General features: G+C 66.9%; 27 protein-coding genes and 1 tRNA gene. 16 read left to right on the top strand and 12 right to left on the bottom strand.

Going from position 1 to position 22698, the window contains the following annotated elements; all coding sequences use genetic code 11:
• Positions 1-45 precede the first annotated feature (45 nt).
• Together A5650_RS07640 and A5650_RS07635 are read left to right on the top strand one after the other, a co-directional pair.
• A tRNA-Lys gene (locus A5650_RS07640) sits at positions 46-118 on the top strand.
• A gap of 18 nt (positions 119-136) precedes the next feature.
• Positions 137-469 (top strand): hypothetical protein, encoded by a 333-nt coding sequence (locus A5650_RS07635; protein WP_067288385.1) that lies wholly within the window; start codon positions 137-139, stop codon positions 467-469.
• A gap of 12 nt (positions 470-481) precedes the next feature.
• Here the strand turns inward: A5650_RS07635 and A5650_RS07630 are convergent, their stop codons facing one another.
• On the bottom strand, positions 482-1516 hold the full coding sequence (locus A5650_RS07630; protein WP_067288382.1) for an oxygenase MpaB family protein: 1035 nt from the start codon (positions 1514-1516) through the stop codon (positions 482-484).
• A 68-nt stretch (positions 1517-1584) separates the two neighbouring features.
• On the opposite strand from A5650_RS07630, the gene A5650_RS07625 reads away from it, so the two are divergent.
• On the top strand, positions 1585-2169 hold the full coding sequence (locus A5650_RS07625) for a TetR/AcrR family transcriptional regulator (protein ID WP_067288379.1): 585 nt from the start codon (positions 1585-1587) through the stop codon (positions 2167-2169).
• Positions 2170-2175: 6 nt separating this feature from the next.
• Here the strand turns inward: A5650_RS07625 and A5650_RS07620 are convergent, their stop codons facing one another.
• The 3 genes from A5650_RS07620 to A5650_RS07610 form a co-directional block, all read right to left on the bottom strand.
• Positions 2176-2610 carry a hypothetical protein gene (locus A5650_RS07620; RefSeq protein WP_231992561.1) on the bottom strand — a complete coding sequence of 145 codons (435 nt, stop codon included), beginning with the start codon at positions 2608-2610 and terminating at the stop codon, positions 2176-2178.
• A gap of 156 nt (positions 2611-2766) precedes the next feature.
• Positions 2767-3192: a hypothetical protein gene (locus tag A5650_RS07615; RefSeq protein ID WP_231992560.1), complete on the bottom strand. Its 426-nt coding sequence runs from the start codon at positions 3190-3192 to the stop codon at positions 2767-2769.
• 113 nt (positions 3193-3305) lie between these two features.
• Complete coding sequence (locus A5650_RS07610; RefSeq protein ID WP_231992559.1) at positions 3306-3764, bottom strand: PASTA domain-containing protein; 459 nt, start codon at positions 3762-3764, stop codon at positions 3306-3308.
• Between the two features lie 211 nt (positions 3765-3975).
• On the opposite strand from A5650_RS07610, the gene A5650_RS07605 reads away from it, so the two are divergent.
• The 4 genes from A5650_RS07605 (at position 3976) to phoU (ending at position 9240) form a co-directional block, all read left to right on the top strand.
• A complete protein-coding gene (locus A5650_RS07605) occupies positions 3976-4974 on the top strand; it encodes an acyl-ACP desaturase (RefSeq protein ID WP_067288369.1) in 999 nt (332 codons plus the stop codon).
• Positions 4971-6131, top strand: a complete 1161-nt coding sequence (gene dusB / locus A5650_RS07600) for a tRNA dihydrouridine synthase DusB (RefSeq protein ID WP_082950644.1) — start codon at positions 4971-4973, stop codon at positions 6129-6131. The genes A5650_RS07605 and dusB overlap by 4 nt, the downstream gene beginning before the upstream one ends.
• A gap of 198 nt (positions 6132-6329) precedes the next feature.
• On the top strand, positions 6330-8477 hold the full coding sequence (locus A5650_RS07595; protein WP_067288367.1) for an LCP family protein: 2148 nt from the start codon (positions 6330-6332) through the stop codon (positions 8475-8477).
• Between the two features lie 94 nt (positions 8478-8571).
• Positions 8572-9240 carry a phosphate signaling complex protein PhoU gene (gene phoU / locus A5650_RS07590; protein WP_067288363.1) on the top strand — a complete coding sequence of 223 codons (669 nt, stop codon included), beginning with the start codon at positions 8572-8574 and terminating at the stop codon, positions 9238-9240.
• 19 nt (positions 9241-9259) lie between these two features.
• On the opposite strand, the gene pstB is transcribed toward phoU, so the two are convergent.
• From pstB to A5650_RS07560, 6 genes are all read right to left on the bottom strand, one after another.
• Positions 9260-10036, bottom strand: a complete 777-nt coding sequence (pstB, locus tag A5650_RS07585) for a phosphate ABC transporter ATP-binding protein PstB (RefSeq protein WP_067080844.1) — start codon at positions 10034-10036, stop codon at positions 9260-9262.
• 9 nt (positions 10037-10045) lie between these two features.
• The gene (pstA, locus tag A5650_RS07580; protein ID WP_067288361.1) at positions 10046-10960 is read right to left on the bottom strand and encodes a phosphate ABC transporter permease PstA; all 915 of its coding nucleotides are present in this window, start codon (positions 10958-10960) and stop codon (positions 10046-10048) included.
• Positions 10957-12000 (bottom strand): phosphate ABC transporter permease subunit PstC, encoded by a 1044-nt coding sequence (gene pstC / locus A5650_RS07575; protein ID WP_067288359.1) that lies wholly within the window; start codon positions 11998-12000, stop codon positions 10957-10959. Before pstC ends, pstA begins: the two co-directional genes overlap by 4 nt.
• A gap of 48 nt (positions 12001-12048) precedes the next feature.
• Entirely contained in the window at positions 12049-13170 is a 1122-nt protein-coding gene (gene pstS / locus A5650_RS07570) for a phosphate ABC transporter substrate-binding protein PstS (RefSeq protein ID WP_067288358.1), read from the bottom strand.
• A gap of 114 nt (positions 13171-13284) precedes the next feature.
• Entirely contained in the window at positions 13285-14178 is an 894-nt protein-coding gene (gene mshD / locus A5650_RS07565; RefSeq protein ID WP_067288351.1) for a mycothiol synthase, read from the bottom strand.
• Entirely contained in the window at positions 14175-14957 is a 783-nt protein-coding gene (locus tag A5650_RS07560) for a winged helix-turn-helix transcriptional regulator (protein ID WP_067288531.1), read from the bottom strand. The genes mshD and A5650_RS07560 overlap by 4 nt, the downstream gene beginning before the upstream one ends.
• A 178-nt stretch (positions 14958-15135) precedes the next feature.
• On the opposite strand from A5650_RS07560, the gene lmeA reads away from it, so the two are divergent.
• The 8 genes from lmeA to A5650_RS07525 all read left to right on the top strand — a co-directional run bounded on the left by lmeA (position 15136) and on the right by A5650_RS07525 (position 19422).
• Positions 15136-15933, top strand: coding sequence for a mannan chain length control protein LmeA (gene lmeA / locus A5650_RS07555; protein ID WP_067288526.1), 798 nt, complete (start codon positions 15136-15138; stop codon positions 15931-15933).
• Positions 15930-16352 carry a thioredoxin family protein gene (locus A5650_RS07550; protein ID WP_067288349.1) on the top strand — a complete coding sequence of 141 codons (423 nt, stop codon included), beginning with the start codon at positions 15930-15932 and terminating at the stop codon, positions 16350-16352. The genes lmeA and A5650_RS07550 overlap by 4 nt, the downstream gene beginning before the upstream one ends.
• Positions 16353-16357: 5 nt before the next feature.
• Positions 16358-16474: an Ms5788A family Cys-rich leader peptide gene (locus A5650_RS27590; protein ID WP_353615182.1), complete on the top strand. Its 117-nt coding sequence runs from the start codon at positions 16358-16360 to the stop codon at positions 16472-16474.
• A 115-nt stretch (positions 16475-16589) separates the two neighbouring features.
• Positions 16590-17066 carry a DUF4395 domain-containing protein gene (locus tag A5650_RS07545; RefSeq protein ID WP_502687052.1) on the top strand — a complete coding sequence of 159 codons (477 nt, stop codon included), beginning with the start codon at positions 16590-16592 and terminating at the stop codon, positions 17064-17066.
• A gap of 36 nt (positions 17067-17102) precedes the next feature.
• Complete coding sequence (locus A5650_RS07540) at positions 17103-17936, top strand: sulfurtransferase (RefSeq protein WP_067288345.1); 834 nt, start codon at positions 17103-17105, stop codon at positions 17934-17936.
• Position 17937: 1 nt separating this feature from the next.
• On the top strand, positions 17938-18240 hold the full coding sequence (locus tag A5650_RS07535) for a DUF1416 domain-containing protein (protein ID WP_067288341.1): 303 nt from the start codon (positions 17938-17940) through the stop codon (positions 18238-18240).
• Positions 18241-18478: 238 nt separating this feature from the next.
• On the top strand, positions 18479-19108 hold the full coding sequence (locus A5650_RS07530; protein WP_067288339.1) for a heme-binding beta-barrel domain-containing protein: 630 nt from the start codon (positions 18479-18481) through the stop codon (positions 19106-19108).
• Positions 19108-19422, top strand: coding sequence for a hypothetical protein (locus tag A5650_RS07525; RefSeq protein ID WP_067288338.1), 315 nt, complete (start codon positions 19108-19110; stop codon positions 19420-19422). The genes A5650_RS07530 and A5650_RS07525 overlap by 1 nt, the downstream gene beginning before the upstream one ends.
• 4 nt (positions 19423-19426) lie before the next feature.
• Here the strand turns inward: A5650_RS07525 and A5650_RS07520 are convergent, their stop codons facing one another.
• Together A5650_RS07520 and A5650_RS07515 are read right to left on the bottom strand one after the other, a co-directional pair.
• Positions 19427-20272: an ABC transporter substrate-binding protein gene (locus tag A5650_RS07520; RefSeq protein WP_082950650.1), complete on the bottom strand. Its 846-nt coding sequence runs from the start codon at positions 20270-20272 to the stop codon at positions 19427-19429.
• Between the two features lie 343 nt (positions 20273-20615).
• Positions 20616-21503 (bottom strand): aminodeoxychorismate lyase, encoded by an 888-nt coding sequence (locus A5650_RS07515; protein WP_067288337.1) that lies wholly within the window; start codon positions 21501-21503, stop codon positions 20616-20618.
• A gap of 52 nt (positions 21504-21555) precedes the next feature.
• Between A5650_RS07515 and ygfZ the strand changes: the two genes are divergently transcribed.
• Complete coding sequence (gene ygfZ, locus A5650_RS07510) at positions 21556-22632, top strand: CAF17-like 4Fe-4S cluster assembly/insertion protein YgfZ (protein ID WP_067288336.1); 1077 nt, start codon at positions 21556-21558, stop codon at positions 22630-22632.
• Positions 22633-22698 lie beyond the last annotated feature (66 nt).

Here is a 22698-nt window from a genome sequence, read left to right as displayed (position 1 = left end):
CCTCAAACGAGGTCGCCCAACGGCACCCAGTATTCTGTGCATCGCGCCCCTATAGCTCAGTTGGTAGAGCTACGGACTTTTAATCCGCAGGTCCCAGGTTCGAGCCCTGGTGGGGGCACCGAGGTAAGTTTTCGCCATGACACGTCGCCGTGTCCGATTGATCAGTATCCTGCCGGCGCTGGTGGTTGCGGCGGGCATCGTCGTCATCGCCGCAACGCCGATCGCATCCAATGCCTGGTTCGTCGTGACGGAGCCGGCGTATGACATTCCCGCGGAATCGTCGCCGTGGCGCTTCACGCCCATACAGATGAACGACGGTTCGGGCGACTGGTGGGTCTACGGTCAGGACGACCGCAACTACTACTACTTCACCGGTTCGGGTGAACCGCCCTACGTCGTGTTCCCCAAGGCGAGGGCGGCCGATTGCGCCGGGTTCCTGCGCGACGACCACCGCACCTGGTGTCGGTGATCGGACGCCGAACTACACCTGCGGGCAATAGAACTGGGGCTGCCCGCGGTACTCGACCGGTGGCAGGTTGCGTGCCGGCGTCTCGACCAGCGGCGTGTCGGCGGGCAGTCGACCCGTCGCGCGATCCATCGCCGAACGCTTGCGCGGGTGCATCAGCCACCGCTTCGGCAGTACCTTGGTGGCGAACGTGACGACGTCGCAGAAGCGGCGGTGCAGCCACTCCTGCCGCGGTGACCAGGTGTAGCCCATCAGCTCCCGCACCGGCGGGTCGTAGAGCGCCACGGTCATGAATGTCAGAAAGCGCTGCATCACCGTCAAATTCAACTGCCACAACGGATCCGGGATCCACTTCAACGAGGGGTGCTTGGGCATGGTCGAAAGATCCATCACCTCGCGGGCCGCCCAGTTGTTCTCCAAGACGTTGCGGCACATGTGATCCCAGTATTCCTGGAATTCCTCCCACGTCTTGGGCACCGGACGCATGCTCATCCCGTACATCCGGTACCAGGTGATGTGCTCGTCGAACAGCTGGCGCTTCTGGTCCTCGGTCAGCCCGCCGCCGAACTTCTCGGCCGCCAGCAGGGTCGACTTGAAGAAGGTCGCGTGGGCCCAGTAGAAGACGTCGGGATTGAGCGCGCTGTATCGCCGGCCGCGCTCGTCGGTGCCCTTGATGCCGATGTGGTAATCACGGACCTCCGCACCCGTCTTCGGTGCGCGGTCACCATCGAAGACCACCCCGCCGATGGGGTAGATCGAGCGCAGGAGCCGCGGGATGCGCTCCATGAAGAAGATCGAGTGCTCCTTGACGGCGGCACCCAGCTGCGGGTGCATGTTCTGCATCGATCCGGCCCACGTGCCCTGGAACAGGCCGGTCCACTGGCCGAAGTACGTCCACGTCAGAGAGTCGGGCCCAAGCGGCAGCGGGGGCGCGTCGTATCCGCCGGACGTCACCGGACAGCCGGCCGCCATTCCTGACGCTGCCCCCTGCTCGGCGGGCGAGGGGTGCTCCCAGGACACGGGGCATGATTCCGACGTATCTTGAGTCACTGGTGTACTTCCGTCCGGCTGGATCAGATTCTGACTACGGGCGTTGTCATGCCGAGCTTAGGAGGGTTGTGCCGTCCGGTCAAAGACGGGGCCGATGGTCCGGCGTGCCGCTGCAGGACCGTCAGGTGCTCCGCCGCGACGAACTCATCGCCGCAGGGGTAGGGCTTCTCGGCGCCGCCGGGGGCCCGTCCCTCACCGTCCGCGCCGTATGCCGGGCGGCCGGGTTGACCGAGCGCTACTTCTACGAAAGCTTCGCCGATCGCGACGAGTTCGTCCGCGCGGTCTACGACGATGTGTGCGCCAAAGCGATGGAGACGCTGTCTTCTGCGCAGACACCACGCGACGCCGTCGAACGATTCGTGGCCCTGATGGTCGACGACCCGACACGAGGCAGGGTGTTGCTGCTCGCGCCGACCAGCGAGCCGGTGCTGACGCGCTCGGGTGCCGAATGGATGCCCAGCTTCATCGAGCTGCTGCACCGCAAGCTCACCCACATCACCGATCCGGATCGGGCGGCGATGGCTGCCACCGGCTTGATCGGCGCCCTGACCGCGCTGTTCATCGCCTACCTCGAAGGCAGGCTGACCGTGACGCGGGAGCACTTCATCGACTACTGCGTCGAGATGCTGCTCGGCCGGGTCTCGAGCTACTGAACGGCCCTACTCGTCGGGCGTGACCGGCGCTTCCAGCTCCTCGACTTCCTCGTTCTCGGCTTCCTCTTCGGCCTTGGACTTGGCGGCGCGCCCGAGCGGATTCGCAACCGACGCACCAGGATTGGTCGCCGTCGCGTAACCGCCCGCACAGTTCAGCGCGAGATGAACCTGGCTGCCGGAGGCGTCGATGCGCAGAAACGACGCGTCCCAGGCGTTGGTGACGATGCAGTCGCCCTGGTCGAGCTTGTCCCCCACTCGGGCGGCCACCACCGCCATGCCGCCCTCCTCCTCGATGGCCGACACCGCATCGGAGTAGGTCTGTCCGACGACGTCGGGAGCGGCCGTCGCCTTCGGGGTAGTCAACAGCGCCGTAGTGATCAGTGCCGTATTCAACAGCGCCATCGACACCGCAGCGCCGACCCCCAGCACTCGCATTCGCATGCTCTGCTCGCCTCCATGAGTGTGCGCCGGGACGGGTGCGGCGTGCGGCCGTCCACCCCGGCACGGATTCCACGCCACCCTCACGGGGTCATGTGAACGCGGTGATGCGGTAGCGTTGACGCCGAGTGAAAATCGTTGCGCGTTATGAAGACTGCGTTACTCGTCGGGCGTGACCGGGTTTTCCAGTTCCTGCTGTTCCTGGTTCGCGGCTTCCTCTTCGGCCTTCGACTTTGCCGCACGGCCGAGCGGATCTGCCACCGACGCACCGGGATTCGTGGCGGTCGCGTACTCGCCGGCGCAGTTCAGTGCGACGGACATCTCACTCGAGTCGGCCTGATCGATACGCAGGAAGGACGAGTCCCAGATGTTGGTGACAATGCAGTCGCCGAGGTCGAGCTTGTCGCCCACCCGAGCGGCGACAACCGCCTTGCCTCCGGCGTTCTCGATCTCCTCCTGGGCGTCGGAGTACTTCATACCCACCACGCTCGGAGCGGCGGAGGCGATGCCCGAACCCAGCAGAACGGCCGACGTGGCCGCGACGCTCATCACCGACATGCAGCCGATCGAGATGACCCTCTTCACGTGCCCCAACCTCCGTGTCCGGGCGATGACCGCCGTGTAAACGCTGGCCGCAGTCTATTGCGGTTCGGTATACACCGCCACCGGAGGAAGGCGGATAGCCTCGAGGCGAACCCTCAGTTGTCCGGTGTCACAGGAGCGGTCAACTCCTGCTCCTCCAGGGCGGCCGCTTCGCGTGCGGCCTTGGCCTCCCGGCGTTGCTGTTGGGCCTTGGCGTCCCGGCCCACCGGGCTCATCGCCGAGTTGCCCGGCACCCCGGGCGCGGCCAGCGCGCCGTTGCAGTTCAGCGCAACCATCACATCGCTGTTCGCGATGGGGCGTCCACGCGAGTTGGGCCTGCGCACGGCCGCGTCCCACGCGTTCGTCACCAGGCAGTCACCTTCGTCGGCGCTGCTGCCGACCCGTGTCGCGACGACAGCGTTGCCGCCGTACTGCTGGATGATTTTCTTGGCGTCCTTATAGGGGCGGTCGACGACGTCGGGCACCGCCCCCGCCTGACCCGCGCCGACGAGCGCGGCGCCCGCCGCTACCGCCACGGCGATGACGCCTACCAAAAGATGGCGAAACGTGAGCAACGCCCGTCCTCCGAGTCTGCAGTGATGCCGAATTTCGGGCGTCGGTGTTTGCCCGACGGGATACTACAACGACAGATGCGTCTGATGGGGCTGATGTGACACGGTTGCCGGAACTTGAATGTCACCGGGGTACACAGATATATTGAGTGCAACCAACGGGTACAGATAACTAACCGGGTGGGCTCTCGCACGCGAGAAGGAGTAAGGATCAATGCACGAGAACTTGACTGACCTACATCTGCTGCATGAGCTCGAACCTGTGGTTGAGAAGTACCTCAACCGGCACCTGACGATGCGCAAGGACTGGAACCCGCACGATTACATCCCGTGGTCGGACGGCAAGAACTACTACGCGCTGGGCGGCGAGGACTGGCATCCCGAGCAGTCGCAGCTGTCCGAGGTTGCGCAGGTGGCGATGATCCAGAACCTGCTGACCGAGGACAACCTGCCGTCCTATCACCGCGAGATCGCGATGAACATGGGCATGGACGGCGCCTGGGGCCAGTGGGTCAACCGGTGGACCGCCGAGGAGAACCGACACGGCATTGCGCTGCGCGACTACCTCGTCGTGACGCGTGCGGTCGATCCCGTGCAGCTCGAGCAGCTGCGCATCGAACAGGTCACCCGCGGCTTCTCGCCCGGCCAGAACCAGCAGGGCGACCTCTTCGCCGAGAGCCTCTTCGACTCGGTCATCTACGTGACCTTCCAGGAGCTGGCCACCCGCGTTTCGCACCGCAATACGGGTAAGGCGTGCAACGAGACCGTCGCCGATCAACTGCTCGCGCGGGTCTCGGCCGATGAGAACCTGCACATGATCTTCTACCGCGACGTCAGCGAGGCCGGCTTCGAGATCGCGCCCGACCAGGCGATGCACTCGCTGCACCGCGTGCTGCGCAACTTCAAGATGCCCGGGTACACGGTTCCTGAGTTCCGCCGCAAGGCCGTGATCATCGCCGTCGGCGGCGTCTACGATCCCCGGATCCACCTCGACGATGTGGTGATGCCGGTGCTGAAGAAGTGGCGGATCTTCGAACGCGAAGACTTCACCGGCGAGGCCGCGCGCATGCGCGACGACCTCGGCGTGCTGGTCGAGGAGCTTGAGGAGGCCTCGCAGAAGTTCGAGGAATCCAAGCAGCGTCGCCTCGAGCGCGAGGCACGCAAGGCCGAGAAGGCTTCCGCGAAGAAGGTCCTGGCCTCCTCGACCTCATGACGGTCCTGGCCGACAGGAGCGAACTGCTGATCGGCCCGATACGGCTCCGCAGCCCAGTCGTGCTGGCGCCGATGGCCGGTGTGACCAACGTCGCGTTCCGTACCCTGTGCCGCGAACTCGAGTTGGCGCGCGCGGGCACGGTCAGCGGGCTCTACGTGTGCGAAATGGTCACCGCGCGGGCGCTCGTCGAGCGTCATCCGGGGACCATGCACATGGTGACGTTCGCGCCCGACGAGAATCCGCGTTCGCTTCAGCTGTACTCGGTCGATCCGCAGAACACCTATGCCGCGGCGAAGATGATCGTCGACGAGGGGCTCGCCGACCACATCGACATGAACTTCGGCTGCCCGGTGCCCAAGGTGACGCGGCGTGGCGGGGGTGCTGCCCTGCCATACAAGCGCCGATTGTTCGGCCAGATCGTCGCCGCGGCGGTACGCGCCACCGAAGGCACGGACATCCCCGTGACTGTGAAGTTCCGCATCGGCATCGACGACGAGCACCGCACCCACCTCGACGCCGGCCGGATCGCCGCCGAGGAAGGCGCCGCGGCGGTCGCCTTGCACGCCCGCACAGCGGCCCAGCGCTACTCCGGCACGGCCGACTGGGAGCAGATCGCAGCGCTCAAGGAGCATGTGACGGCCGTGCCCGTGCTGGGCAACGGCGACATCTTCGAGGCCTCCGACGCGTTGGCGATGATGTCGGCCACCGGGTGCGACGGCGTGGTCATCGGTCGCGGCTGCCTCGGCCGACCCTGGTTGTTCGCTGAACTGTCGGCGGCGTTCACCGGGAGTACCGCGCCGGAGCCGCCCACGCTCGGTGAGGTGGCGTCGATCATCCTGCGCCACGGTGAGCTGCTGGCCGCGCACTTCGGCGAGGACAAGGGCATGCGCGACATGCGCAAGCACGTGGCCTGGTATCTGCACGGATTTCCCGCCGGCGCCGACCTGCGCCGGTCGTTGGCGCTGGTCAAGTCCCTCACCGAGCTCGAGGAGCTGCTCGGCAGGCTCGACGCCGATGTGCCGTTTCCCGAGGCCGCAACGGGTCCGCGTGGCCGCCAGGGCTCGGCGGCGTCGGTCGCGCTGCCGGAGGGCTGGTTGGCCGACCCGGACGACTGCACGGTGCCCGCGGGTGCCGAGGTCATGCACTCCGGAGGTTAGGCCGTCTATCAGCCGTCTCCCAGTCGTCTCCGTCCTGAGACGACTCTGACATCACATCTCTGAGAATGTCTCAGTACGATATGAGTCTCGTTTGCAATGCGCTCCCGTCGCGGAGTCACCGAGGTGCCGTAGCAATGGCGCGCGGCGCCGTGTTCGCCCCTGAGCTGCACGTGTTGAGAGTCGGAGGCCGCTAGGAACATGAGTGACGGCGATAACGCCACTCCTGGCCCTCCCGACCCCACGGGCGGGGACGACAACCGGTGGCTGACCCGCAGCCAGCGCCGGGCTCCGGGAGCGGCCCCGTGGGAGCGTGCGCAGTTCCCTCGCCGATCCGCCGAACCCGAGCCGTCGGACCCGGCCGCGGCCGAGCCCACCGGTAACCACACCGACGGCGTCACCGTCGCCGACCTGATCGCCAAACTGCACGGCGACACCGCGGCACCCCCGCAACCGCGCCGACGGCGCCGCCGCGAGCCCGCAGAACCCGTCCCGCCGCCAGAGCCGCCCGCACCGCCCACGGAGATCATTGCGGCGGTGCCGGACGAACCACCGGTGCCGGACGACCCGGCAATTCCGGACGACGCGACGTTCGCCGAATCGGAGCTCCCTGACGAGCCGGAGATCTCCGCCGACGGCGCCGCCAACGACTTCGACACCGAGGTTCTGCCGGTCGCGCACGCCGATGCGGAGCTGCCCGACCTCGCGCTCATCCGCAGGCCGAGCCGGGTGCCCGCCGCGCACTCGACGACCGTGCGCAAGCCTGCACCCTCCCGGCGTCGCCGGCGCAGAACGCTGATCGCCGGGCGCGCGGTCGCCGCGCTGATCGCCGTGTTGGCGCTCGCGCTGACCGGCGGGGCCTGGCAGTGGCAGTCGGCCAAGAACAACATGCTGAACCGGATCTCGGCGCTGGACCCCGATTCCCGCGACATCCTCGACCCCAACGCGCAGTTCGGTGACGAGAACTTCCTGATCGTCGGCGTCGACAGCCGCATCGGCGAGAACAGCGACATGGGCGCGGGCACCACCGACGATGCCGCGGGCGCGCGGTCGGACACCGTGATGCTGGTCAACATCCCTGCGAATCGCGAACGTGTTGTCGCCGTGTCGTTTCCGCGTGACCTCGCCATCGAGCCGATGAAGTGCGAACCGTGGGACCCGCAGACCGGCAACTACGGCCCGATCACCGACCCCGATTCGCCGATGTACGGTGCCGACGAGGTCTACACCGAGTACAAGCTGAACTCGGCCTATGCGGTCGGCGGCCCCAAGTGCCTGGTCAAGGTAATCCAGAAGATGTCCGGGCTGTCGATAAACCGGTTCATGGCAGTCGATTTCGCAGGTTTCTCGAAGATGGTCGACGCCCTCGGCGGCGTCGAGGTGTGCAGCACCACCCCGCTGGAGGATTACGAACTCGGCACGGTGCTGCCCCAGGCGGGCCGTCAGATCGTCGACGGGCACACCGCACTTCAGTATGTGCGCGCCCGCCAGGTGACCACCGAGACCAACGGCGACTACGGCCGCATCAAGCGCCAGCAGCTGTTCTTGTCGTCGCTGCTGCGGTCGATGATCTCCAAGGAAGTCTTCTTCTCGCTGTCGAAGCTCAACAACGTGGTCAACATGTTCATCAACGACAGTTTCGTCGACAACATGGACACCAAGGATCTGGTGACGTTGGGCCAGTCGGTCCAGGGCATCGCGGCGGGCCGCATCACGTTCCTGACGGTGCCGACGACGGGCTACATGGACGAGTACGGCAATGAGCACCTCCGCGAGGACGACACCCGGGCGATCTTCGACGCGATCATCAACGATGATCCTCTGCCTGAGGAGAAGAACGCCGACAACACCCCCGTGCCCGGCACACCCGAGTCGTCGACCACCGAGCCCGAGTCGGCCGCGCCGACCCACGATTCGGCACCCTCGGGTGAGCTCGTGGACGCGATCACCACCGACCCCGCCGACATCACGGTCCAGGTCTCGAACTCCACCGGTGAGGACGGTCTCGCCGCGACCGCAGCCAGCGAACTGCAGACCCACGGCTTCAACGTCACGTCGCCCGACGATTACCCGGGTCCGCTGGATTCGACGACGGTGTTCTTCTCGCCCGGCAACGAAAAAGCGGCCGCGACGGTTGCCTCCTCCTTCGCCAACGCCAAGATCGAGCGCATCTCGGGCATGGGCGACACCGTCCGCGTCGTCTTGGGTAGCGACTTTCACAACGTGACGCCTCCCGAGCCGAGCGGATCCCCGGTCCAAGTACACGTCGTGCGCGGCACCAAGAGCACGCCGACCGAACTCCCGGAGGACCTGTCGGTCACCAACGCCGCCGACGTCACCTGCGAGTAGGCCCGCCGAGCACAGCGTTTGGGCAGGTGAGGTTCACCTTTCGTTCACCGCTCGCTTCATGCCGTTTCGGTGACGATGCCCGTAGGGTGGATGTATGCGTACTGCGTACCACGAGCAGCTGGAGGCCTTGACCAACCAGCTCGGCGAGATGTGCGGGTTGGCGGGCGCGGCGATGGAGCGCGCGACTCAGGCCCTGCTGCAGGCCGATTTGGTGTTGGCCGAACAGGTCATCACCGACCACGAACAGATCGCCGCGATGAGCGGACGGGCCGAGGAGGCGGCGTTCGTCCTGCTCGCGCTGCAGGCGCCGGTGGCGGGCGACCTCCGGGCGATTGTCGGTTCGATCCAGATCGTCGCCGATGTCGACAGAATGGGCGCGCTTGCATTGCACGTCGCTAAAATCGCGCGACGGCGCCATCCGCAGCACGCGCTGCCCGAAGAGGTGAACGGATACTTCGCCGAAATGGGCCGTCTCGCGGTCGAACTCGGTAACAGCGCGCAGGAAGTGCTGGTGACCAGGGATCCGGAGAAGGCCGCCAGGATCGGCGAAGAGGACGACGCGATGGACGACCTACATCGGCACCTGTTCACCGTCCTGATGGACCGCGAGTGGAAGCACGGCGTGGCCGCCGCGGTCGACGTGACGCTGCTCGGCCGCTTCTACGAACGCTTCGCCGACCATGCGGTCGAGGTCGCTCGCCGGGTGATCTTCCAGGTCACCGGCAAGCATCCCGCCGAGGAGGACATCCCCGCGCCGCGCTGACCCAGCGCGAGTGAAAGCCTCAGCCGAAGCGTCCGGAGATGTAGTCCTCCGTGGCCTTCTGAGACGGGTTGGAGAAGATTTTCTCGGTGTCGTCGATCTCGATGAGCCGACCAGGTTTTCCCGTCGCCTCGAGGTTGAAGAATGCCGTCTGATCGCTGACCCGCGCCGCCTGCTGCATGTTGTGGGTGACGATGACGATCGTGAAGTCCTGCTTCAGGGTCGCGATCAGGTCCTCGATGGCCAGCGTGGAGATCGGGTCGAGCGCGGAGCACGGCTCGTCCATCAGCAGCACATCGGGTTGTACCGCGATCGCGCGGGCGATGCAGAGGCGCTGCTGCTGACCACCGGAGAGGCCGCCGCCGGGCTTGTCGAGCCGGTCCTTGACCTCTTTCCACAGGTTGGCGCCGCGCAGCGAGCGTTCAGCCACCTCGTCGAGCGTCTTCTTGTTGCGCACACCCTGCAGCTTGAGACCGGCGACCACGTTGTCGCGAATCGACATGGTGGGGAACGGATTCGGCCGCTGGAAGACCATCCCGATGGTCTTGCGCACGCCGACGGGATCCACCCCCGCACCGTAGATGTCTTCACCGTCGAGTAACACCGAGCCCTCGACTCGCGCGCCCGGAATGACCTCGTGCATGCGATTGAGCGTCCGCAAAACCGTCGACTTCCCGCAGCCTGACGGACCGATGAAGGCGGTCACGTTGCGGGGCGGAACCGCCAGCGATACATCGGCCACGGCGTGGAACGCACCGTAGAAGATGTTGACGTCCTTGAGATCCAAGCGCTTGGCCATCGAAAGCTCCTAAACCTTCTTGGGGGCGAAGATCTTCGCGAGAAACCGCGCCCCGACGTTGAGCACGGCGATCAGCAGGATCAGGGTCAGTGCGGCGCCCCATAGCCGGTCGGTGGGAACGGGATTCGCGCCCGCACCAGCCGAGGTCTGGTCGTACATCATGCCCGGCAGCGAACCCATGAAGCCGTCGAACATGTCGAAGTTCATCGCCTGCGAGTAACCGACCAAAACCAGCAGCGGCGCCGTTTCGCCCATGACACGCGCCAACGCCAGCATGATCCCGGTGACGATGCCGGACAACGCCGTCGGAATCACAATGCGGACAATGGTTTTCCACTTCGGCACACCGAGCGCATAGCTGGCCTCCCGCAGATCCATCGGGACGATGCGCAGCATCTCCTCGGTAGCGCGCACGATGACCGGAATCATCAGCAGCACGAGGGCCAGCGACACCGCGAAGCCCGATCGGGGGAACCCGAACGTCGCCACCCACAGCGCGTAGATGAACAGCGCGGCGACGATCGACGGTACGCCGGTGAGGATGTCGACCATGAACGTCGTGATCTTGCCGAAACGCGTACCACCGCCGTACTCGACGAGGTAGATCCCGACGAACACTCCGATCGGTATCGAGATCGCCGCGCACACCAGGCCCTGCAGCAGGGTTCCCACGATCGCGTGGTACGCACCGCCGCCGGCCGCAAAGGCCGTCATGCCCGCTTGTGAATGCCAGAACCATTGCGGCGACGTCAGGGCTTGGAATCCCTTGACGATCACCGAGTACAGCACCCACAACAAGGGCACCAGCGCAACGAGGACGCTGAGCGTGACCAGAACCGTCGCGAGTTTGTCGGCCATCTTGCGCCGTAGGCTCACCCCTTGGAAGGTGGTCGCCTTGACGGGACGGTCCAGCGTCGACGTCATTTCTGCGCCTTCCCGGCCACCGCGGCACGCGCCAGCGAATTCACCACGAACGTCAGGACGAACAGCACCAGGCCGGCCGCGATGTAGGCGCCCGCCTTGTACTGGTCGTTGAATTCGCTTGCCGTAGCGGCGATCAGGCTAGCGAACGTATACCCGCCGTCGAACAGCGACCATCCGAACGCCTGCTGCGTTCCGCGCAAAATGATCAGCAGCGCGATCGTCTCACCCAGCGCGCGGCCGAGGCCGAGCATGGCGCCGCTGATGTAGCCGGACATGCCGAACGGCAGCACGGTCGTGCGCACCACCTCCCAACGAGTGGCGCCCAACGCGAGTGCCGCCTCGACCTGACCTCGCGGTGTCTGAACGAACACCTCACGGGTGACGGCTGTGATGATCGGCAGGATCATGACCGCAAGCACGATTCCCGCGGTGAAGATCGTGCCACCACCCGACACCGAGGCCGTTCCCGTCTTGAACAGGAAGAGCCAACCGAGATTCTCGTTCAGCCACAACGCAATCGGCTTCAGCACCGGGGCGAGGACGTACAGACCCCACACGCCGTAGATGATCGACGGGACGGCTGCCAGCAGGTCGACCATGTAGGCCAGCGGTCCGGCGACCCGTCGCGGGGCGTACTGAGTCAAGAAGATCGCGATGCCAAGCGCCACAGGCATCGCCAGGATGAGCGCGAAGATCGACACGAACACGGTCACCTGCAGCAGGTCGAGGATGCCGAAATGCATCGCCGACGTGTCGGTGGTCTTCCACGTGCCGCCGTAGAGGAAGAAGTTCTCCTGGTTGCGCGCCAGCGCCGGAATCGCGCGCCACAGCAGGAACGCCCCGATCGCCGCGATCAGAGCGACGATGAAGGCACCCGAGCCCTGCGCCAACCCGCGGAAGATGCGGTCGCCGACACGCTCTTTGGCGTTCCTCGACGGGTTGATGGAGATCGGCGTCGGCTCGGGAAAGGGGGAAGCGAGCGCTTCACCCGATCCCGCGTCGGACGGATTGGGGATTGTCAATTCGAGCCTATCGGTCATCGGTCCCAGGACCCATCCTCACCGTATCCGCGCCGGCGCGCCATGAAACTAGGCAATCGCCTGGATGGATGTCAGGAGTCGTTGCTTGAAGCGGTCCGGGAGCGGCACATAACCCGCCGACGAGAGGTTCTGCTGGCCGTCGTTCGCGGCAATGGTGAGAAACGATTTGACGGCGGCGGAGGTTTGGGGGTCATAGCCCTTCGAGCAGACGATTTCGTATGTGGCGAGCACCAACGGATAGGCACCGGGTTGCTTCGTTCCGTACAACGAATCCAGGTTCAGCGCCAAGTCGTTGCCTGCTGCGGCGAATTCAGCGGCGTCGATGGCCTTTCTGGCCGACTCGTCGGTCAACTCGACCGCGCCTGCGCCGCTGTCGATTTGGGCGAACGGGATTGCGGCCTGATCGGCGAATCCCTTCTCCACGTAGCCGATCGCACCGTCGGTGGCCTGCACGGCCTGGATGACTCCTGCGGACTTCTGCGCGCCTTCACCCGCGCCGCCCTGGAATTCGCTGCCGGCGTCCTTGGTCCAACTCTGAGGCGCCGCGGCCGCGAGGTACTTCTGGAAGTTGTCGGTGGTGCCCGAGGAGTCCGAGCGGTAGATCGGCGTGATGGCGAGATCGGGAAGCTGGGTGCCGGTGTTGAGCGCCGCGACCGCGGGGTCGTTCCATCTGGTGATCTGCCCCTGGTAGATCTTGGCGAGCAGGTCGGCGTTGAGCACCAGTGTGTCGACGCCCTCGAGGTTGTAGGCCAGGGCGACCGGACCGAACACCAGCGGCAGGTTCCACGCCGGGTTGCCCTCGCACCGCTGTGCGGCCTGCTGGATCTGTTGACCCGAGAGTGCGGAGTCCGACCCGGCGAAGTCGACCTGACCGGCGATGAACTGCTCGCGGCCCGCGCCCGAACCGGTGGGGTTGTACGACAGGTTCTTGCCCGGGCATCGCTGACCCCAGACCTTGTTGAACTCGCCGATCGCGTTCTGCTGGGCCGTCGAACCCTCGGCGGTGACGGAGTTCTTACCACCACATTCCGCGGACGCCGAGCCGTCGCCGGACGGCACGGCGACGTTGTTGTCGCTTCCGCACCCGGACAGCGTCAGCACCGCGATCGCGCCCACCGACAACGTGGTCAGAAACGTCGACTTGCCGAGGTTGAGGTTCACTGATCCCACTTTCGCATCGGAGCGCCTGAACTCCAGGCAAGGTATGCGGCGCCGGTCAACGGATCGCGGATGACAGGTGAACGACCGGTGAACACGTTCAGTTGGTTCACCGCGGTTTCCCAGTCAGCTCGGGGCACTCCGCGCGTAGGCGGCGTCGACGGAGGCGACCTCGAAACCGAGCTTGCGGTACGTCTTCACCGCTGCGGCGTTGTCGGCCTCCACGTACAACATCACGACGGGCGCCGAGCTCGACGACAGCCGCTCGGCGAGGTGGTGCAGGCCGGTCAAGGTCAGCAGGCCGCCCAGCCCACGGCCCTGCGCCGCGGGATCGACGCCCACGACGTAGACCTCGCCCAGATCGGGGCCGTGGATCTTCGTCCAGTGGAATCCGAGCAGTCCACCGGTGTCCTCGTCGACCGCGAGGAACAGCCCTTCGGGGTCGAACCACGCCTCGCCCCGACGTTCGGCGATGTCGGAGTCTGTCCACCCACCCTGTTCGGGGTGCCAGGCGAAGGCCGCGTTGTTGACGCGCAGCAGCTCGGCGTCGTGGGCGGGACCGGAATAGGTCGTGACGCGGATACCATCGGGCGCCGGCGTCGGCGGCAGATCGGTGAGGGGACGTCGCATCTGGAGCAGTTCACGCACGACGGTCAGCCCGAGCGAGGCCGCGGTGGCGCGCGCCGCCTCCAGGTTGCCGTGCGCCCACACCCTGGCGTCGTCGCCGCCCTGGGCGAGGCCCTCGCGCACCAGCGCCGCACCGATCCCGCGTCGCCGGGACCCCGGGTGCACCACCGCCTCCGCCATCGCGGACTCCTCGTCGGCGGCGAGGTTCAGATAGCCGACGATGCCCCCGTCCTCATGGGCAACCAGATGGCGGGTGCGGTCGTGGGCCAGCTCCCGCAGCACCTGCTCGCCCACCGGGGCGACACCGTCGGCCGCTGTGGCGGCTTCGATGAGTTCGCGGATGCGACGCTGTTGGTCGCCGGACAGTCCGGTGCGCCAGGAAAGGTCCGTCACGGACTTCGCAGCGGGTCGGCCAGCGCTTCGGCGATACCGTCGGGCGCCTCGTAGTCCGGGCTGTCGATGTCGTCGGGCACCGCCGCCGCGTCCGTGGCGGATGGCCGGCCGCGCGCCGGGCGGACCGCTTTGTAGCCGACGTTGCGCACGGTGCCGATCAGCGATTCGTACTCCGGACCGAGCTTGGCGCGCAGCCGTCGCACGTGCACATCGACGGTGCGGGTGCCGCCGAAGAAGTCGTAGCCCCAGACCTCCTGCAGCAGCTGAGCGCGGGTGAACACCCGGCCCGCGTGCTGAGCGAGGTACTTGAGCAGCTCGAATTCCTTGTACGTCAGGTCCAGCGGTCGGCCCCGAAGCCGCGCGGTGTAGGTGCCCTCGTCGATCACCAGCTCGCCAAGGCTGATCTTGCCGACGTTCTCCTGGTTCGCCACCCCGCCGCGGCGGCCGACGAGTAGGCGCAGCCGCGCATCGATCTCGGCCGGCCCGGTGCTGGGCAGCAGGATCTCGTCGAGGCCCCACTCGACGTTCACGGCCACCAGGCCGCCCTCGTTGACGACGGCGACCACGGGGACCGAGGTTCCGGTGGTGCCCAGCAGCCGGCACAGCCCGCGGGCCGCGGCGAGGTCGGTTCGGGCGTCGACGATCGCGACGTCGGCGCTACCGGCCTCCAGAAGGGACGAGACCTCGGTCGGCGCGGTCCGCACGGTATGAGCGAGCAGCGACAACGATGGCAGCACAGACTCAGGGTGTGGGTCGACTGTCAGTAGCAGTAGATCCAACTGGCCCTCCAACAGCCATAGGGACCACGCCTGGACATCTTTGTCGGTCGGTGACTTCCCAGATTCATGCTCGACATACGCCCGTTACCGGGCCGATGGTTTTCTAACGATAACCCGCAACCCGCCCCAGAGCTGCGCCGAACGGTACGACGGCCCCGCCGTGGGCCAGAATGTGCGGGTGCGCAAGCTGCTGATCGGGGTGTTGGCGACGGTGCTCGCGGTGGCCGTTTGCGCCGTCGGGGCCGACTTCGGCGCGGCGATCTACGCCGAATACAGGCTGGCCAGAAGCGTGCGCACCGCCGCTGACCTGCAGAACGATCCCTCGGTGGCGATCCTCGGGTTCCCGTTCATCACCCAGGCCGCAGACAGTCGCTACGACGAGGTGGAGATCCGGGCTAACGGCGTCGACAACCGGGTGGTGGGTAAGGCCTCGCTGGAAGCGACCCTGCACGACATCGACCTGCCCGGCGATTCGTGGCTGGTCCAGCCCGACGCCACGCTGCGGGTCGGCAAGGCCGAGAGTCGGATCATCGTCGATTCGACGCATCTGGGCCGCTACCTGGACATCCCGGACCTGCTGGTCGAGGCCCCGACGCGGGAGAGCAACGACGCGACCGGCGGCACCACGGAATCGGGTATCTCCAGTAACAAGGGCGTGGTGTTCACCGGGACGCCCGCCAAAGCCGATTTCCACGACAGGGTGAGTATCGCGGTGGACCTCGAGATGGCCGGGCCGGAGCAGACGACGCTGGTGATGACGGCCACCGGCGTCCTGACCGGCCCCGGCACCGCCGACCAGGAGGTTCCCGGGGACAAGAGGGACGCCGTGCTGGCCGCGTTCACCGGGATCGTGCCCGGTCAGAAGCTGCCGTTCCGGCTGGCGCCGACGGCGCAGGGTGCGCGCGGCTCCGACATCATCATCGAAGGCATCGCCGAGGGAGTATCCGTCGCGCTGGATGAGTTCCACCTGTCATGAGCTCTTCATGGGTGTTGGTGATTACTGTGCTCGTCGCCGCGCTGGGCGTGGCGTACGTGATCGGTCGGCTGCTCGCGCTCCGATCAGGCCTGCTCAAGGCGAGTGAGGACGCGGCCAATGTCGACACCAGCGATCTCGGCTTGTCGTCGACCGGACCGACCGTCGTGCACTTCTCCGCCGAGTGGTGTGGCCCCTGCGGCGCGGTGCGCAGGGTTGTCGACGAGGTCTGCGCGGAATTGCCCGCGGTGGCGCACGTCGAGATCGACATGGACGCCAACCCGCAAGCCGCGCGGCGGCTTTCGGTGCTGTCGCTTCCCACGACCATCGTGTTCGACCGCGACGGTCGGCCCCGCTACCGGACCCACGGCGTTCCCAAGGCCGCTGACCTGCGCTCGGCGCTGGAACCGCTGTTGGCTTGATCACCGTGTCGATTGGTAAGCTGTCCGGCGTGTCCGCCCGCCTCGAGCCGATGCTCACCAAGCGCCGCGCAGTCGATCTGTGCCGCGTCGCGGGTTGCTGCTGTTGTTGTTGTAGCTGCTGAGTAGCCGCGCCTTTTCTTCGCGCCGCACTCGGGAACGGCCCCCTGTGGTCTTTCCTTTCTCAGCCCAGCCCGACCCGATGACCGCAACAGGAGCACATGAATGTCAACGACAAATATGTCGAGAACCCAGAACAAGACGGCCGACCAGGTGGATGTGCGCGGCCCACGATTCGCCGCCTGGCTGACAACCGCCGTCCTGGTGGCGACGCTGCTGGTGTGGCCGGTGAGCCCGGTCGCCGCGGCGGTCGTGCTGGGCGCGCAGGCCATGGTCTTCGCCGTCGGAGCCTGGCGCGGTCCGCGCTCCCATCCCTACGGCCTGATCTTCGCGCGCCTCATCGCCCCACGCCTGGGGCCAGTCACCGAGAAGGAACCGGTGGCGCCCCTGCAGTTCGCCCAGCTCGTCGGCCTCGTGTTCGCGGTGCTCGGTGTGGTCGGCTTCGCGGCCGGCCTGTCTCTCGTTGGACTGATCGCCACCGCGTTCGCGCTGGTGGCGGCCTTCCTGAACGCGGCCTTCGGCATCTGCCTGGGCTGCCAGCTCTATCCGCTCGTCGCGCGCTTCCGCAAGGGCGCGCGCGCATCCTCACCCGCATAAAACTTCAAAACCGAAGCAACGAAAGGACTTTGATCAATGGCACGCTCCGACGTCCTGGTCACGGCCGACTGGGCCGAGAGCAATCTCAACGCGCCGAACATCGTGTTCGTCGAGGTTGACGAGGACACCAGCGCCTACGACGGCGGCCACATCGAGGGCGCCGTGAAGATCGACTGGAAGACTGACCTGCAGGATCCGGTCCGTCGTGATTTCGTTGACCAGCAACAGTTTTCGAAACTGCTGAGCGAACGTGGCATCAGCAACGACGACACTGTGGTGCTCTACGGCGGCAACAACAACTGGTTCGCCGCATACGCCTACTGGTACTTCAAGCTGTACGGGCATCAGGACGTGAAGCTGCTCGACGGCGGCCGCAAGAAGTGGGAGCTCGACGGGCGCCCGCTGTCGACCGACGAGGTCAAGCGACCCGCGACCAGCTACACGGCCAAGGCGCCCGACAACAGCATCCGCGCCTTCCGCGACGAGGTGATCGCGGCGATCAACAACAAGAACCTCGTCGACGTGCGCTCCCCCGACGAGTTCTCCGGAAAGATCCTCGCGCCGGCCCACCTCCCCCAGGAGCAGAGCCAGCGGCCCGGGCACATCCCCGGCGCCATCAACGTTCCGTGGAGCAAGGCGGCCAACGACGACGGGACCTTCAAGTCGGACGAGGATCTGGCGAAGCTGTACGCCGAGGCCGGTCTCGACGGCGAGAAGGAGACCATCGCGTACTGCCGCATCGGAGAACGCTCGTCGCACACCTGGTTCGTGCTGCAGGAACTGCTCGGACACAAGAACGTCAAGAACTATGACGGCAGTTGGACGGAATACGGCTCCCTCGTGGGTGCCCCGATCGAGTTGGGAAGTTGATATGTGCTCTGCACCGAAACAAGGCCTGACGTTGCCCGCCAGCGTCGACCTCGAGAAGGAGACGGTGATCACCGGCCGCGTCCTTGACGGATCGGGCCAGGCCGTCGGCGGCGCGTTCGTGCGCCTGCTGGACAGCTCCGACGAATTCACCGCCGAGGTGGTCGCGTCGGCCACCGGCGACTTCCGGTTCTTCGCGGCGCCGGGCACGTGGACGCTGCGCGCGCTGTCGAAGGTCGGCAACGGCGACGCCGTCGTCGCGCCGTCCGGTGCCGGTATCCACGAGGTCGACGTCAAGGTCGCCTGAGACCCGCTGGCTCGAACGTGAGCTTGTGCTCGATGATCCGCGCACATCTCCCCCACAAGCTCACGTTCGGTGCATGAGGCCGTGCGTGAGGCCATGCAGAGGCTGGTGCGCTCGGCGTTCCGCGGCCGACTAGACTCGTGGCCGTGGTGTTGTTCTACGAGATCCTGCTGGTGGCAGCCGTCGTGGTGATCACTTGGTTCGCGTTGTACGCGCTGTACCGGCTGATCACCGACGAGTCGTGACATCCGGCGACGACGCTGTAGCGGCCGCGGCTGAACGCGCGAAAACGACCGCGGCGCGCAACATTCCGGTATTCGGCGACCTGCCTGCACCTGCCGATACCGCCAATCTCCGCGAAGGGGTGAACCTCCACGACGCGCTGCTCGCCCTGCTGCCGCTGGTCGGCGTGTGGCGCGGTGAGGGCGAGGGCCGCGGAAGCGACGGCGATTACCGCTTCGGCCAACAGATCGTCGTCTCGCACGACGGCGGGGACTACCTGATCTGGGAAGCTCGCTCCTGGCGGCTGACCGAGTCCGGCGACTACGAACAGCCGTCACTGCGCGAGTCGGGCTACTGGCGCTTCGTCAACGACCCCGCAGACCCGTCTGAGTCGCAGGCCATCGAGCTGCTCCTGGCTCATTCCGCGGGATACATCGAGCTGTTCTACGGCCGGCCCCTCACCCAGTCGTCGTGGGAGCTGGTCACCGACGCGTTGGCGCGCAGCAAGTCCGGGATGCTGGTCGGCGGCGCCAAACGGCTGTACGGCATCATCGAGGGTGGCGATCTCGCCTACGTCGAGGAACGCGTCGACGCCGACGGCGGCCTCGTCCCCCACCTGTCCGCCCGACTGTCGAGGTTCGTCGGCTGATGCGCGCGATCGTGTTCGCCGCGGGACTCGCCGCGGCCGCAACCCTGGCGGGTTGCTCGTCCGAACCGCCTGCCGAGGAGCCGACCACGGCGACGGGAACGCCGGCGCAGACCACCACCAACACCACCGAGGCCCCCGCCCAGCCCACCGCGCCGGAGACGCCGTCCGGCCACGGGTCGCTGGCGCAGTGTCTGACCGACCACGGCGTCCCCGCCGCGCCCGGTCCAGCCGGGCCGCCCGCCGGTGTCGACCCCGGCGTCTGGAACGAGGCCATGCAGGCGTGCGCCACGTTCGCTCCGGGCCCCGCCGGCTAGACGGCTAAGCCAGCTGCGGGGCCTTGCCCGCCTCGGCCAACCACTCGCTGCGCAACTGCGCCAACGTGCCGTCATCGCGCAGCGCGTCGACGGCCGAGGACACACAGGCCGTGAGCCCGCTGCGCTTGGCGAGCACCACACCGAACTGCTCCGCGGCGTCGTTGTCGGCAGGCAACTGGCCGACCATCATTCCGTTGCGCAGCTCGCTGGCGACCGTGAACGCCGTCGGTAAATCGGCGACCAGCGCGTCGATCTCGCCGGTGCTCAGCGCGAGCTTCGCATCGCCGGTCGTGTTGTACACCTCGACCGTCTTCTGTCCCCCGACTGCCAACGCCGCAGTGTGGCTGGTGCTGCCGACCTGCGCGCCCAGCCGTAGTGCCTTGAGGTCATCCAGGCTTTTCGCCCCCGCCGCGGGTGAGTCCCTGACGGTGACGACGGCCTGGTTCACATCGAAGTAGGGAGTCGTGAAGTCGACGGCGGCCCTGCGCTGTTCGGTGATGGAGAACTGGTTCAGGTTGGCGTCGAACGTCTTCGGGCCCGATGCGATGGCCTCACTGAACGGCACCCGCACCCAACGCACGTCGCTCTGGGCGTAGCCGAGCCGATCGGCGATGGCGTAGGCAAGCGCGGATTCGAACCCCTCGCCGCTGGCCGGGTCGTCGCCCATGTACCACGGCGGGTACACCGGCTGGTCGGTACCGAAGGTGAACACGCCCTTGTAGAGGGTCGCCAGCCTGTCCCTCTGACAGTCCTGGGGGCGCGGCGCGCTGTAGGGCTCGGCGGTGGGTGCGCAGGCCGTCACGGTCGCGAGGGCGACCAGCAGCACGCCGAGCTTCCTGACGATGCGCATGGGGCGCATCATCGCCCGGCGCACCAGTGACGCGCCAGTCCGGGCGTGCAACGGTTCGCTACCGATTCCGCCATTTGATATCGACCACCGGACATGGAACGGCCCCCGAGCCGTGTGTTCCTGGCGGACAAAACCGAGGGGCTCGGGGGCCGGGTGGCTGCGGGGAATTCGCCAGCGCGCGCAGTACGCGAAGAGCCGTCAGCTCATCCCCGGCGCTGCTAGCTCGCAGCCACCTCACAAGTCCATAAGTCACTCAAAATCTCGGACCACCTCCTCTCCTGTGTACGAGCGACGGTACTCGCGCGCGCAAGAGGCGACAACCGAATTGCCGGCGGTTCAGCGTTCAGCGATCACACACGATCGCGGCGTCGACGAGTTCGGAGAACTCGGCCGCCAACGGGCTCGCCGACAGCGGCTTCCCGTCGAGGGTGTGCACCCGCGCAGCCAGTGTGATGCTCGACACCAACCAAACACCTTGCGCGGTAATCAGATCCGCCGGCCGCAGCGCTCGGTAATCGCAGTCGTATCCTTTGTCCCTGGCGACCTCGAACAGCGCCTGCTGCGTGGTGCCGCGTAAGATCGGAAACCACGGCGGAGGGGTGAAGAACGCGATGTCGCCCGCGCCCGGCTCGGACTCCGCCGCGATCACCACCGTCGAACGCGGCCCTTCGAGGATGAAACCGTCGGAGCCGACGAAGATCACGTCACCGGCCCCGTTTCGCTCGGCGTGCCGCAGCGCGGCCATGTTCACCGCATAGGACAACGTCTTCGCACCGGCCAGCAGCCACGGCATCGCGTCGATGCCGTCGGCGGAGAGCCCGCGCGCCAATGTCAATGCCGCAAGGCCGTTGCGACGCACTTCACCCACTCGCCCGGGCAGTGCGCCGATCGTGGCGAACGCCGTCGGTGGCGAACCGCTTTCCCGCCCGCGGCTGTAGACCAACCGCAGCACGCCTTCCTCCCGCGTCGTCGCGGTCCACTGCGTCACCGCGACGGACACCGCCGAGCGCCAGCGCGGCAGGTCGGGGTCAGGGAGGTCGACCATCCGCGCGGACTGCGTGAGCCGGGACAGGTGCGCCTCGAGGAGGCATGGCCGCCCGTCGCGGATCAACAGCGTCTCGAAGACACCGTCGCCGCGGACGGCCGCAAGGTCGTCGGCGTGTAGCAGGGGCGCCGTCGGGTCGTGCAGTTGCCCGTCGAGCGTCACCACGACGCCGGGTTCGCCAGCCATGGGCCCAAAGCGTAGCCGCGGGGCCGCCGGGCGCCGAACGTAGAGTTGACCTGTGACACCCTCTGGGACTGCTGTGCCTGCCCCCGACACCGGACCCGACGCCGGCGCAGTCTGGCATTACGGCGACCCGCTCGGCGAACAGCGGGCGGCCGCCGACGAGGCCGTCGTCGTGGACCGTTCCCATCGCGCCGTCCTCACGTTGACGGGCGCTGACCGCAAGACGTGGCTGCACAGCCTCACCACCCAGCACGTGAGTGAGCTTCCCGACGGCGCCGTCACCGAGAATCTCAGCCTCGACGGGCAGGGTCGTGTCGAAGATCACTGGGTACAAACAGAACTCGGCGACGTCACCTATCTCGACACCGAACCCTCGCGCGGCGAGCCGCTGGTGACCTACTTGCGCAAGATGGTGTTCTGGTCCGATGTCGCGGTAACACCGGCAGACCTGGCGGTGCTGTCGCTGGTCGGGCCGCGGTCGGGCGAGCCCGCCGTGCTCGAGGCGCTCGGCATCGGTTCGCTACCGGCCGAACGGACCGCGGTCGCGCTCCCCGACGGCGGGTTCGTGCGTCGTCTCGACACCGACGGGATCGAGCTCGACCTCGTCGTTCCGCGCGACCAGGTGCAGTCGTGGCTGCGCCGGCTCACTGACGCCGCGGTGCGGCCCGCCGGAGTCTGGGCGTACGAAGCCCACCGCGTGGCCGCCGTGCGACCGCGCCTCGGCGTGGACACCGATGAGCGGACCATCCCGCACGAGGTGGGCTGGATCGGCCCCGCCGTGCACCTGGACAAGGGCTGCTACCGGGGCCAGGAGACGGTCGCGCGGGTGCACAACCTGGGAAAACCACCCCGGATGCTGGTCCTGCTGCACCTCGACGGATCGACCGACCGGCCGACGACCGGCGCCCAAGTGCTCGCCGGCGGACGGGTGGTCGGCCGCCTCGGCACCGTGGTCGACCACGTCGACGAAGGGCCGATCGCGCTGGCGCTACTCAAGCGCGGGCTGCCTGCGGACACCGAATTGACCGTTGACGGCGTGCCCGCCGGTATCGACGCCGATTCGATGCCACCGCCTGACGTCGCAGGTGCGGGGCGTCGCGCGGTCGAACAGCTGCGGGGCGGAACCCGCTGATCGCCGAGGGCCTGGCAGCAGACCGCAGCCAGGCACGGTAAAGTGTTGGCAGGACGATAAAAGACA

This window comes from Mycobacterium sp. 1164985.4 (assembly GCF_001668575.1).
Classification (GTDB): Bacteria; Actinomycetota; Actinomycetes; order Mycobacteriales; family Mycobacteriaceae; genus Mycobacterium.
Note: the sequence above shows the minus strand (reverse complement) of the source record. Positions and strands in the feature narration are given on the sequence as shown.

Bases quoted from the DNA above. Each gene is read 5' to 3' on its own strand.
- A5650_RS07635 (WP_067288385.1), top strand. From the start codon at position 137: ATGACACGTCGCCGTGTCCGATTGATCAGTATCCTGCCGGCGCTGGTG.
- A5650_RS07620 (WP_231992561.1), bottom strand. From the start codon at position 2,610: ATGCGAATGCGAGTGCTGGGGGTCGGCGCTGCGGTGTCGATGGCGCTG.
- A5650_RS07605 (WP_067288369.1), top strand. From the start codon at position 3,976: ATGCACGAGAACTTGACTGACCTACATCTGCTGCATGAGCTCGAACCT.
- dusB (WP_082950644.1), top strand. From the start codon at position 4,971: ATGACGGTCCTGGCCGACAGGAGCGAACTGCTGATCGGCCCGATACGG.
- A5650_RS07595 (WP_067288367.1), top strand. From the start codon at position 6,330: ATGAGTGACGGCGATAACGCCACTCCTGGCCCTCCCGACCCCACGGGC.
- phoU (WP_067288363.1), top strand. From the start codon at position 8,572: ATGCGTACTGCGTACCACGAGCAGCTGGAGGCCTTGACCAACCAGCTC.
- pstB (WP_067080844.1), bottom strand. From the start codon at position 10,036: ATGGCCAAGCGCTTGGATCTCAAGGACGTCAACATCTTCTACGGTGCG.
- pstA (WP_067288361.1), bottom strand. From the start codon at position 10,960: ATGACGTCGACGCTGGACCGTCCCGTCAAGGCGACCACCTTCCAAGGG.
- pstC (WP_067288359.1), bottom strand. From the start codon at position 12,000: ATGACCGATAGGCTCGAATTGACAATCCCCAATCCGTCCGACGCGGGA.
- A5650_RS07550 (WP_067288349.1), top strand. From the start codon at position 15,930: ATGAGCTCTTCATGGGTGTTGGTGATTACTGTGCTCGTCGCCGCGCTG.
- A5650_RS07545 (WP_502687052.1), top strand. From the start codon at position 16,590: ATGTCGAGAACCCAGAACAAGACGGCCGACCAGGTGGATGTGCGCGGC.
- A5650_RS07540 (WP_067288345.1), top strand. From the start codon at position 17,103: ATGGCACGCTCCGACGTCCTGGTCACGGCCGACTGGGCCGAGAGCAAT.
- A5650_RS07535 (WP_067288341.1), top strand. From the start codon at position 17,938: ATGTGCTCTGCACCGAAACAAGGCCTGACGTTGCCCGCCAGCGTCGAC.
- A5650_RS07525 (WP_067288338.1), top strand. From the start codon at position 19,108: ATGCGCGCGATCGTGTTCGCCGCGGGACTCGCCGCGGCCGCAACCCTG.
- A5650_RS07520 (WP_082950650.1), bottom strand. From the start codon at position 20,272: ATGCGCATCGTCAGGAAGCTCGGCGTGCTGCTGGTCGCCCTCGCGACC.
- A5650_RS07515 (WP_067288337.1), bottom strand. From the start codon at position 21,503: ATGGCTGGCGAACCCGGCGTCGTGGTGACGCTCGACGGGCAACTGCAC.